Genomic DNA, 10,582 nt, shown 5'->3' with positions numbered 1-10,582 from the left:
TCAACCCGGGGCTTCCCGTGGGACTTGGGAAAGAAAGGGGCCAGACGCGCCATCTGCGCGTCGGTCAGCCAGAAGAGGTCGCTCATGTCACCGCTCCAGTTTTGGAAGCGTGAATCACGCGGCGCCACAGAAATCAATGCATCCTGACCCTAGATCTTCAAAGCGGCTATTGAGTCACATACGGCGAATTCACACTTTGTCCGCAGAGTATGAGTTCGCCACGTCAACGATTTTACAACCGCAGCGAATGGCTGGTTCAACGGGCCGCACCGCAGCACCCGTCAACCCGAGCGGAGGGCGGCTTTGGGCCGCAAAATCCGTGAAGGTCAGGTATGCGCAGGGACGGCTTCGTAGGTGATATTCGCTCCATCGCCGCCACAGTGCCCGTCCCAGATAGCGCGACGCATTGACCGCTTCATTTCGGGCAGCAATCGCATCGTGACATTTGCGCATGTCGTAGCCCCCGTCAGCGGTTGCTGATCCAATGGCCTGCTCGGGCGGGATTTGCTTCAGCAACTCTGGCAGCATGGGCGCGTCACCGATGGTGCTGCCAGTGACCTCTACCGCCTGAATTTCCAGTGTTTCCTCGTCGATGCCGTTGTTTATCTTGCGCCAGATGCGCCGTTTCGCGCCACCATGCTTGCAGGCGTTCCATTCCCCTTCGCCCTCAGCCTTGATGCCGGTTCTGTCGATCAGCAGGTTTATTGGACCGGGTCCACCGCAATACGGCCGACTTACCTTCAGAGCCCTCTGACGGCGGCAAAGGGTGCTGAAATCCGGCGTCCGACAAGCCGCAACAGGCTTTCCACAAAGCCTGTCTTCTGCCGGAGGCGTATCACAAACATGACATTAGGGTCAGGCAGGCCTGGATCGCCGCATCACTGAATTGGTGCCGCCAACCAGGTTTGCCCGTCGGTGGCGGTGCCCAAACCATCTGGGGATCGAACCAGATCGAAAGCGGCCCACGTCACTTCAAGCTTTCATTGTAGGACGAACAGGTCGTGGTCTTGTACTTTGTAGGGCCCAACTGCTCATGCGATCCAGTTATCACCCCGGATTCGCACAGTGAATCCTTCACCCGATTTGTGCAACATGTGTAACCGCCCCGTGCGCAAGAGGTAATATTGGAGCTGGCTTCAGCGCGTCATCGGGTGCTGACATGTGTCCGGCCTCTGATGCGGCATTTCTCAAGCCGCGGGCCCGTATGGTGTTCGAAGGTCGGGTCCAGATCAAAGCCGCGTGCTCGATGGCACTCTGTTGCACACTGGTTCTCCCGATCCCGTCTCACGACTATTGCGCCAAACTGCTCCTTGCCCTCTTCCGCTCCGACGTTCTCGCGACCTACAACGGGCTTATGCCGCTGCGGCCGGAGACTGGTAGACGCCGCCCCGGGCCATCAAGGCCCAGACGATCCGCGCCATCTTGTTCGCCAACGCCACCCGCACCAGCATCGGCGGCTTGCGCGTCAACATGCCGCCCAGCCACGTGCCGGGCTTGGCCGAAGCGTGGGTATGCCGTTTGATAATGACGCTGTTGGCGCCGATGATCAGCAGGCGTCGCAGGGACCGCTCGCCCATCTTCGTCGTGGCTCCGAGCCGCTGCTTGCCCCCGGTTGAATACTGCCGGGGCGTAAGGCCGAGCCAAGCCGCAAAATCCCGCGCCTTGCGGAAAGTCTCAGGCGGCGGCGCAAGGGTCGCGATGGCCGTGGCGATCAGCGGACCGATGCCCGGCACAGTCATCAGCCGTCGCGCGACCTCGTTCTCCTTGGCTCGACGGATGATCTCGGTATCAAGCTTTTCGATCTCAGCTTCCAGCTGTGCCAGTGCCGCGACGAGGACCTTGAGCGTGGGGATAGCATCGGCAGGCAGGCCGCATTCCGGGTCTTCGACGATTGCAATCAGCTTCGATGCATTCGCTGCCCCCTGCGGCACGATCTGCCCGAACTCGCTCAGATGGCCGCGCAGGGCATTGATGGCCTGGGTCCGCTGCCGGATCAGAAGCTCGCGCACGCGAAACACCATGGCAGCGCCTTGTGTCTCCTCGCTCTTCACCGGAACGAAACGCATCGTCGGGCGCGTCGCCGCTTCGCAAATCGCCTCGGCATCGGCCGCATCATTCTTCTGCCGCTTCACGAACGGCTTGACGTAGGCGGGTGGGATCAGCCGCACTTCATGGCCCAGCTTGCCGATCTCGCGGCCCCAGAAATGAGCGCCGCCGCAGGCTTCCATGGCAACGACGCAGGACGGCAGCCGTCCGAAAAACTCAAGGACCTGATCCCTTCTCAGCTTCTTGCGCAGCACCGCTTGGCCTGATGCATCGGCGCCGTGAGCTTGGAAAACATTCTTCGCCAGGTCGAGCCCGACCGTGATAATCTCCGACATGACCGTCCTCCTTTGTGGATCATCGCAGACCCACCTTGGCACATTGATGCCGTCGGGGGGCGGTCACATCATCAAAGCCCGCAGAGACCGTCATTCGATGCGTTCGAGGGTTTGACCATTAACGCGCGCTCCGAAAGTGGTCAAACCTCCAACCTTCCTTCCTGCTCGGTCTGGCAGACAGTTACGGGTTGAGGACGACTTCCATTTCAAGAAGAACGGAGCCGAGGCATTTGCCGTGGGCGTCAAGCGCAAGGGAGCGCGTGACCCCGCCGGTCAAGGCCCCCTGAATAACGAAGTTCAGAGCGTGGAGTTGGGGTAGCTCGTAGCGGGTCACACTTTCGGGGGTTAGGTTGCCGAAGTGGGCGGCCACGCGCCGGGGAGTGACGTGCTCGCAAATCAGCGGCCAATGCGCCGGGTCGTATGCGATCAGCGAAATGTTGGAAATATCGCCCTTGTCGCCTGTGCGGGCGTGGGCGATGTCATGCAGTTTCACCGAGCACCTCCTTCATAACAACGGTTGCAGAAACTTCGGCGGCGGGCACGAGCGTGGACGCGATGGCGAGAATCGGGCGCTGGTGACTGCGCGCGCCGCCGCCTCCGGCTGGCCCTGCAAGATAGAGCCCTTCGACCTCTTCGCCAACGCGGAGCGCGGTTTCGGCATCATCGCAACGCGCGGCATAGCGCATCCTGACCTCCGGTACATGGGTGGCAGAGATGGCTTGCGGGGCGACCGAATTGACTCCGATCAACTCGCCGCGGTCTTCCCTGATGCTGGCCGCCAGTGGCTTCAGCCGCTCCCGCACGAGGGCAACGGCCAGCTCGCCCCGTGCCACGCAATTGGCCCCGGCATAGCTGATCTGCCCTTCGCCCAGCCAGCCATCGCGATAGCCGACCGACACCTTCAACTGGCCGGTGGCAGCGTGACCGTCGCCCCCGGCCACGGCGATGCAGTCTGGCGCGCGCTCCTCGAAGGTCACATTAGAAAAATCAGCGACCACATCGGGTTGCAGATAGCGCGCCGGGTCGTGAATTTCGTAGAGCAGTTGCTCGATGCAGGTGGCTCGGGTGATCCGCCCGCCGGTGCCAGGCAACTTGGTGATGATCGCGTGACCCGTCGCATCGACCAAGGCAAGCGGGTTGCCGATGCGGGCAAGGTCGGGCACGTCCTTGACGCCCGGGTCGGCAAAGTAGCCGCCGGTGATCTGCGCGGCGCATTCCAGCAGATGCCCCACCAGAACACCGCGCCCGAGGCGGGTCCAGTCATCGCGCGCCCAGCCGAATTCGTGCACCAGCGGGGCGAGGAACAATGTCGGGTCTGACGCCCGCCCGCAGATCACCACGTCGGCACCCGCCTCCAGCGCCGACACCAGCCCATCGACGCCGATGTATGCATTGGCCGAGACAAGGCGTTCGCGCAGCGCAGCGGCTGGGGCACCGGTTTCGTCCAACACGTAATCGCCAATCATGCCGAGCACATCATCGCCGGTGACAGCGGCCACCTTCAGCCCGGTCAGGCCCAACTCTCGGGCGATCTGGGCGGTGCGCTCCGCCGCGCCCAGGGGGTTTGCCGCGCCCATGTTGGTGATGATCCTGGTGCCGTTCTTGCGGCAGGCGGACAGAACCGCTCGCATCCGGCGTTCCAGCAGCGGATCAAAACCACCGGCGGGATTGGATATGCGCTCTTGCTGGGCCAACGCGATGGTACGCTCACCGAGGCATTCGAACACGAGGTAATCGAGCGCGCCGCGTTCTGCCAGATCTACCGCGGGCGCCAGCCTGTCACCCTGAAAGCCCGCGCCTGCGCCGATGCGGATCACGTTCATGATAGCGCCCTCCTTTGTGTGCGGCCCATCACAAAGGCCCCTGCCAGCAGGGGCAATGCGATGAAGGGGGTGATCGGATGCGGATAGATCGCCAGCGCGATGACTGCGGCGTAGATCGCCACGTCCAGCGTGCGGTGACCGAACATCTGCGCCCCGGCCAGCAGCCCTGGCACCGCGATGACAAGAACCAGCCCGGCCGCCACGGCCTCGAGAATATCCAGCGGCCCGCCGCCCAAAAGCATCCCAGGATAGAGCAGCAGCAGGAAGGGCACGATATAGGTCACCGCCCCAAGACGCACAGCCTCGCCCGCCGCGGGCAGCCAGTTTGTGGCCGCGATGCCGGAGCCAACAAAGACCGCCACGCAAACCGGTGGTGTGATGACCGAGATGGTGGCGAAGTAGAAGACAAACAGATGCGCGGCCAGCGGGTCCACCCCCACAGCCGTCATCGCCGGGGCAAGTACGGCGGCGACCAGCACGTAGGCCGCGGTGGTCGGCAGGCCCATGCCCATGATCAGGCAAACGAGGCCGACGATGATGGCAACCAGCACGATGCTGTCACCCGCGACCGAAACGATCAGCGAAGAGAGCGTGACGCCAATTCCGGTGAGGTTGATCATCGACACAAGAACCTGCGCGCCCGCCAGCAGCACGCCGATGATGACCATCCCCTTGCCCGCGTCTTCCAGACCGGCAATCAGCTTGCCCGCCATTTGCCGCGCACTGAGCCGACCGGTCTCGGTCGCCAGAAAGGCCACGAAAAGCCCGACGATGCCGTAGAAGGCCGAAGTGGCAATGGAGCGGCCCATCCAGATGCCCACCCCCAGCCCGCCAAGAGCGGCGAGGATCGGCAGGACCCGGCGAGGGGCGAGGATGGTGGCCCAGTCAGGCATTTCCTGCTCCGGCACCACGGCGAGGCCCCGGCGCAGGGCGACGAAATGCACGGTCATGAAGACCGAGAGATAGAACAGGATGGCAGGCAGGATCGCGCCCACGATGATTGTCAGGTAAGGCACGCCCAGAATCTCGGCCATCACAAAGGCCGCGGCCCCCATGATCGGCGGCGCGATCTGCCCGCCGGTGGAGGCGACGGCCTCGACAGCGGCGGCAAAGGGGCGCGGGTATCCAAGCCGGATCATCATCGGAATAGTGAAGTTGCCGGTGGTGGCGACGTTGGCCACGGCGGAGCCCGAGATCATCCCGAACAGTCCGCTGGCGATGGTGGCAATCTTGGCAGCCCCGCCGGGTTGGCGGCCGCCAAGGCGCATCGCAAGGTCCATGAAGGCCTGCCCGCCGCCGGTGTGCAGCAAGAGCGCGCCAAAAAGCACGAAGGCGGCGATCACCGTTGCGGCCACGCCGGTGAGCATCCCCCAGATCCCGAGATCGCCGAGAAAGATCGTCTCGGTCACAAAATCCATGCCGAAGCCCCTATGGCGCAGCGGCCCGGGCAGCAGGTTGCCAAACAGCGCGTAACCAAGACCTGTCAGCACAAGCACCGGAAAGATCAGTCCGACCGTACGCCGCCCAAGCTCCAGCACCGCCAGCACAAGCCCGGCGGTCAGCGCCATGTCAAGGCCGGTGGCCCAGGGCAGTTCGGTCATGATCCGGTCGTAGTTCACGACCACATAGCTGCAAGCCGCAATCGTCACGGCGGTCAACGCCAGATCGACGGCAAGCCCCACCGGGCGCCAGGATTTCCCGGCGCCCAGCGGATAGAGTGAAAAGCCAAGCGCGGTAACAAACGCAAGGAACAGCGCGCGCTGGATCAGCCCTTCGAAGGGGCCGGTCGCGGCGGTGTAGAGAACGAAGAGCCCGACGATAATCGCCAGAGCCTTCTGGATGCGCTCGGCTGACATGGCTTCAGCCTACTCGGAGGGCTTCAGCTTGGCAGGCAGCTCGATGCCCTGCTCTTCGAACCAGCGCGCCGCACCAGGGTGCAGCGGAACGGTGCCGAATTGCAGCGTCATATCCGCAAGGTTGGCGCCCTTCAGGCTGGCCATCGCGTTGGCCTGTGCGCTGTCGTCCTCCATGATCGCCTTGACGATCTTGTAGGCGGTGTCCTCATCCATCGAAGAGGGCGCAGCCACACCAACGCCAAAGCTCCAAGTGGTATAGGCCGGCACCCCGTCTGCGGCACCCTCAGGGATGTCGACCACCGAGATATCGGGCATTTCGGCCTTCAGCTTGTCGGCCTGTTCGGAGGTGAGGCCGAGAATGGCGATGTCGGTCGATGTGGCGATGTCCATCGTCGAGCCGTCGAGCTTGTTGCCCGAGCCGGATTTCACGTAACCCGCCACACGGTTGTCTTTGATCATGCCCACCACGTCGGTGGTCGAGCCGCGCACGTAGTCAGCGCTCAGGCCAAGCGTGGCGAATACCGCCTCGGTGGTGGCTTCGGTGGCCGAGCCCTTGATGCCGGGGTTGAAGCGCACACCCTCAAGGCTCGACAGGTCCGAAACGCCCGCGTCGGCCCGCACCACCACGTTCTGCGGCGCACCGGTGTAGACCCAGAGCAGCTGCAGGTCCTGCGGATTTCCCTCGAAAGCGTTGGTGCCCGCGGCGGCGTGCTGGGCAACGTTGGTTGTCACCAGTCCCAGGTCCACCTGATCGCGGGCCATGCGGCGGATGTTGTCCATCGTGGCGCCGGTTTCAACGACGGAGGCGCGCAGCCCTTCGGCGTTTTCGTTGATGAGTTGGCCGACGGCGACGAAATAGCCGTAGTGGCTGGACGACGCCGAGGTAGAGCCGATCAGCAGGTCCTTGTTCTGCGCGGCCACTGGCCCAGCGAGCAAGGTTGCGCCCAGCAGGGCGTGAACGAGACGTTTCATGTGTTTCCTCCCATGGTGCCCGATCTGCGGGTCATGGACGCAGGATGGCACAGGTCATCTATTGCCAGAATGCCAATTTTTGCGATAATTATTGCATCATGCGCAATAATCCAACCCTTGCCGAATACCGGATTGCCCTGACCCTGACGCAAAGCGGGTCGTTTCGCGCGGCCTCCGAGGCACTTGGCATGTCGCCTTCCGCGCTGTCGCGACAACTGGCGGCGCTGGAGGCGCAACTCGGAACACGCCTGTTCGACCGCGATACGCGCAATGTTGCCCCCACCGAGTCCGGCAGAGCCTTTGCGCGACTCGCCGAGCGGATGCTGAACACCGCAGCGGACGTATTGGACGAATTCGACGCCCACCTGTCGGCCAACCGCGGCAGGCTCACCATCGCCGGGCTGCCGTCTGTTACCGCGGGCCTCCTGCCGGGGCTGCTGAAAAGCTTTACCGAAAGCCACCCCGGGGTAGACCTGCGCATCATCGATGGGCTCTCTGGCAGCGTACTGGAGGCGATAGAAGCCGGCCGGGCGGATATCGGCTTTACCGCAGGCACCGTCTCGGCGCGGCTTCGACTAACGTTCCATCCTTTGCTCGACGATCATTTCGTTGCCGTCGGCGCGCCAGACGGGCCGCTGGCCGAAGACCGACGTTACGAGATGGCGGAACTGATGGAGATGCCGGTGATCGCCATGGAAATCGGCACGAGCGTGCGTGAACTGCTCGATGGTGCATGCCAGCGCAGCGGTTTGGCAATGGCGCCGCGCTTCGAGGTCGCCCACTTGGCCACGGCGGGTGCACTTGCGGCGGAGGGCCTCGGCATTGCGATCCTGCCTACACTCACGCTTCCAGTGCTGCCGATGGAGCGGCTCATAAAACGCACTGTCCGCGATTTCGGCGCCAAGCGCCGCATCGGGCTTGTTCACCAGCCGGGCCGCTCGCTGTCTCCCTCTGCTGCGGCCTTTCTGGAACACGCAAAGAAAAACCTCCCCGATCTGCGCCAGTCCGCGCCCGGACAGACGGAGCGTAGCTGACGATCGCACCCTTTCAACATCCATCCCTGCGGCAAGGTGGATAAAGGGCAGTTTGGGACGTCCGGACCCAATTCGATCTTACTCGCTTGGAAAAACGCACTTGGCGAGGGCTCGCTGACGCAAAAGGCTGATTTGGATACGAGACGCCGAGATGGGACACATAATTTCATCTCCAATGCGGACATTGGCTTGTAGGGGGGTAATGTCCGGTATGGTGAAGGATTTTCGATGCGGGCCGCAGTGCAACGTTGCGCACTGGCGCGACCACGACCCGCGTTGGAAAACCTCCCAAGGTGGAAGCCGCGGGGGTCTTGGATCCGTCTATGGGGCAGGTTGCAGGTTCGAATCCTGCCGGGGTCGCCAAAAACACCTGAAAAATATAGCTTATTTACAGGGCTTTGTGCAGATGCTTGCAGAAACTCCCGAGAGCTTTCGGGCCGAATTCTACTGAAACGGCAGAAATCTCGTACAAAACCTGTACAAAATTCGCACGTCTTTGCGCCTTTTGGAGCCTTCCAATGAGCTGGCGGGTCGCGAACACATGCGCGGAGCGCAAGTTCGGCAGTGCGACGCGTAAGCAGATCATCATGTTCTTGGCTGATAAGGCGAGCGATGACGGGTCCGGCATCTGGTGCTCCAAGGGGACGATCCAGCGACATACCGAGCTTGGCGAGACCACAGTCAAACGAACAGTGCGCGAGTTTTTGAAGGAAGGCATCCTGGTCGAGACCGGCGCGCGCACCTGCAAGAACGGTTTCACCGTCGTTTACCGGATTGATCTTGCCAAGGTTGAAGCCCTGGAACCGACCGCAGAACCCGAGATTGAGACGGGGGCCACAGTGGACCCCGTCCAAACTAGACCCGGAACCGGGGCCACAGTGGCCGGGGTACCGGGGCCACCACGGCCCCCAAACCATCCTAAAACCATCCATAAACCACCTACGCGTGAGCGCGAGGCGGCGGAGGATGAAGAGGCTGAGAAGATTTTGGTCTCCTATCCGCCCGACCGAGTGCGAGGAAGGGCTGAGTGCCTTAGTCGGATAAGGGAGGCTTTGGACGCCGGGAAAGAGGTCGAGGACCTGATGCAGGCCGTGAAGGCCTACGCGGCGCACAGCGCGGGCTTTACCCGCTCCAAGGTTTGTTTCTCGGACAACTGGTTCAGGTCGGGACGGTGGCGTGCCTATGTTGAAGACATCGCCAAGAACCGCGAGGAGAAGAAGGCGAAGGAAGCCCAGATGCTTGCAGGCTTGGCGAGCTGGATCACGGATCGCCATCCGCTTTGCCGCCATATCGCACCCGGCCAGATCGACGCTTTGCTGGCCGCGGAGTTGGTCACAAAGGCGCAACTTCAGGCGGCGGGCCTCAGATCATGACCGCAACCGATTCCACCGAAGAGCAAACAGCAAGGCGAAACACCATGAATTTCAAAGCGAAGCACGATTCCTGGAGCAGCGGGCAAAGCTACGAACAGTATATGGGCAGGTGGAGCGGCCTGATCGCCGAGAAGTTTGTCGATTGGGTTGATCCGCCCGAAAATTTGGACTGGCTCGAACTTGGTTGCGGGACGGGTGCGCTGACCAATGCAATCCTGTCCCACGCCGCACCAGGTTCAATACTTGCGACCGATCAAGCGGATGACTTCGTGACCTATGCGAAAAGTAGGAATGAGGATAAGAGGGCGCAATTCGCGGTAGCCGACGCACTGCATTTGCCGTACCCGGACGGATCAAGGGACATCGTTACCTCGGCGCTGGTCTTCAATTTCCTGCCCGACCCGCAAAAAGCCTTTGCAGAGATGCGCCGCGTCCTGCGACCAGGCGGGTTCATCGCATTTTACGTCTGGGATTACCCCGGAGGCGGGATGGGTTTTGTCGATACGTTCTGGAAAACCGCGGCCGAGATTGATGCGCGTGCGGCCGAATTGGACGAAGGCCTGCGATTTCCATTTTGCCAGAAGGATGGCTTGGATCAGCTTTGCCAGGAGGCGGGGATCAAGGGTGCTGAAATCGAGGCCCTCGAAGTCGAAACCCGCTTCCCTGATTTCGAGGCCCTCTGGCATCCTTTCACCTTGGGCGTGGGGCCGCCACCCGGTTACGTCGACACTCTTTCCCAAGAGCTTAGATCCGACTTGAAGGCCCGCCTATCTGCAAACCTTGGGTCAGATGGTCCGATTTCTCTTACGGCCAGAGCGTGGGCAGTGAAAGCGAAATTGCCCGCTGCTGGCTGAACAATGGCTCCATGTACGTGCTGGCTTTCGACCTTCCAGGTTGTGTTATTGCTGCTCGGATCTTCCGCCAACCTTTACCAATTCCGCAGAAGCAGGCATTCGCGGCGTTGCTGCATTTTTTTAGGTCTGGGCTCAAACCGGACTTGCGGCGGTGCGGCAAACGAATCTTGACCTTGCAGGCTTCGGCGCGACCGACCGGATGACCGGTCCCAGCCTATTTTGTTGAAAAACTCGCCCTTGATCGAAGGGGCGTCGGCTGATTCAATTCCTGCGTTGGATGGGAGGATCG

At 62.0% G+C, this 10,582-nt stretch carries 9 protein-coding genes and 2 pseudogenes; 3 read left to right on the top strand and 8 right to left on the bottom strand.

Annotated elements, in window-relative coordinates:
• From ACOYQJ_RS25720 to ACOYQJ_RS25690, 7 genes and pseudogenes are all read right to left on the bottom strand, one after another.
• Positions 1 to 86, bottom strand: a pseudogene (locus tag ACOYQJ_RS25720) (IS5/IS1182 family transposase); the annotation flags it as partial.
• Between the two features lie 256 nt (positions 87 to 342).
• Positions 343 to 1,035 (bottom strand): annotated as a pseudogene (locus tag ACOYQJ_RS25715) (IS5 family transposase); the annotation flags it as partial.
• 317 nt (positions 1,036 to 1,352) lie between these two features.
• Positions 1,353 to 2,381: an IS110 family RNA-guided transposase gene (locus tag ACOYQJ_RS25710; protein ID WP_422908737.1), complete on the bottom strand. Its 1,029-nt coding sequence runs from the start codon at positions 2,379 to 2,381 to the stop codon at positions 1,353 to 1,355.
• 181 nt (positions 2,382 to 2,562) lie between these two features.
• A complete protein-coding gene (locus ACOYQJ_RS25705) occupies positions 2,563 to 2,874 on the bottom strand; it encodes an AtuA-related protein (RefSeq protein WP_422908736.1) in 312 nt (103 codons plus the stop codon).
• Positions 2,861 to 4,204 carry an acyclic terpene utilization AtuA family protein gene (locus ACOYQJ_RS25700; protein ID WP_422908735.1) on the bottom strand — a complete coding sequence of 448 codons (1,344 nt, stop codon included), beginning with the start codon at positions 4,202 to 4,204 and terminating at the stop codon, positions 2,861 to 2,863. Before ACOYQJ_RS25700 ends, ACOYQJ_RS25705 begins: the two co-directional genes overlap by 14 nt.
• A complete protein-coding gene (locus ACOYQJ_RS25695) occupies positions 4,201 to 6,060 on the bottom strand; it encodes a TRAP transporter permease (protein WP_422908734.1) in 1,860 nt (619 codons plus the stop codon). Before ACOYQJ_RS25695 ends, ACOYQJ_RS25700 begins: the two co-directional genes overlap by 4 nt.
• 9 nt (positions 6,061 to 6,069) lie before the next feature.
• A complete protein-coding gene (locus ACOYQJ_RS25690; protein ID WP_422908733.1) occupies positions 6,070 to 7,032 on the bottom strand; it encodes a TAXI family TRAP transporter solute-binding subunit in 963 nt (320 codons plus the stop codon).
• 44 nt (positions 7,033 to 7,076) lie between these two features.
• On the opposite strand from ACOYQJ_RS25690, the gene ACOYQJ_RS25685 reads away from it, so the two are divergent.
• From ACOYQJ_RS25685 to ACOYQJ_RS25675, 3 genes are all read left to right on the top strand, one after another.
• Positions 7,077 to 8,066: a LysR family transcriptional regulator gene (locus ACOYQJ_RS25685; RefSeq protein ID WP_422908732.1), complete on the top strand. Its 990-nt coding sequence runs from the start codon at positions 7,077 to 7,079 to the stop codon at positions 8,064 to 8,066.
• A 518-nt stretch (positions 8,067 to 8,584) separates the two neighbouring features.
• Positions 8,585 to 9,439, top strand: coding sequence for a hypothetical protein (locus tag ACOYQJ_RS25680; RefSeq protein WP_422908731.1), 855 nt, complete (start codon positions 8,585 to 8,587; stop codon positions 9,437 to 9,439).
• Positions 9,436 to 10,293 (top strand): class I SAM-dependent methyltransferase, encoded by an 858-nt coding sequence (locus ACOYQJ_RS25675; protein ID WP_422908730.1) that lies wholly within the window; start codon positions 9,436 to 9,438, stop codon positions 10,291 to 10,293. Before ACOYQJ_RS25680 ends, ACOYQJ_RS25675 begins: the two co-directional genes overlap by 4 nt.
• Before the next feature lie 74 nt (positions 10,294 to 10,367).
• On the opposite strand, the gene ACOYQJ_RS25670 is transcribed toward ACOYQJ_RS25675, so the two are convergent.
• A partial coding sequence (locus tag ACOYQJ_RS25670; RefSeq protein WP_422908729.1) for a hypothetical protein occupies positions 10,368 to 10,582 on the bottom strand: 215 nt, incomplete at its 5' end.

The organism is Pacificoceanicola algae (genome assembly GCF_049341065.1).
Taxonomy (GTDB): domain Bacteria; phylum Pseudomonadota; class Alphaproteobacteria; order Rhodobacterales; family Rhodobacteraceae; genus Pacificoceanicola.
The sequence above is the reverse complement of the archived record's forward strand: the minus strand, read 5'-3'. Positions and strand labels throughout refer to the sequence as shown.

Excerpts from the sequence above, each read along its gene's own strand:
- ACOYQJ_RS25710 (WP_422908737.1), bottom strand. The coding sequence starts at position 2,381 with ATGTCGGAGATTATCACGGTCGGGCTCGACCTGGCGAAGAATGTTTTC.
- ACOYQJ_RS25700 (WP_422908735.1), bottom strand. The coding sequence starts at position 4,204 with ATGAACGTGATCCGCATCGGCGCAGGCGCGGGCTTTCAGGGTGACAGG.
- ACOYQJ_RS25695 (WP_422908734.1), bottom strand. The coding sequence starts at position 6,060 with ATGTCAGCCGAGCGCATCCAGAAGGCTCTGGCGATTATCGTCGGGCTC.
- ACOYQJ_RS25690 (WP_422908733.1), bottom strand. The coding sequence starts at position 7,032 with ATGAAACGTCTCGTTCACGCCCTGCTGGGCGCAACCTTGCTCGCTGGG.
- ACOYQJ_RS25685 (WP_422908732.1), top strand. The coding sequence starts at position 7,077 with ATGGCACAGGTCATCTATTGCCAGAATGCCAATTTTTGCGATAATTAT.
- ACOYQJ_RS25680 (WP_422908731.1), top strand. The coding sequence starts at position 8,585 with ATGAGCTGGCGGGTCGCGAACACATGCGCGGAGCGCAAGTTCGGCAGT.
- ACOYQJ_RS25675 (WP_422908730.1), top strand. The coding sequence starts at position 9,436 with ATGACCGCAACCGATTCCACCGAAGAGCAAACAGCAAGGCGAAACACC.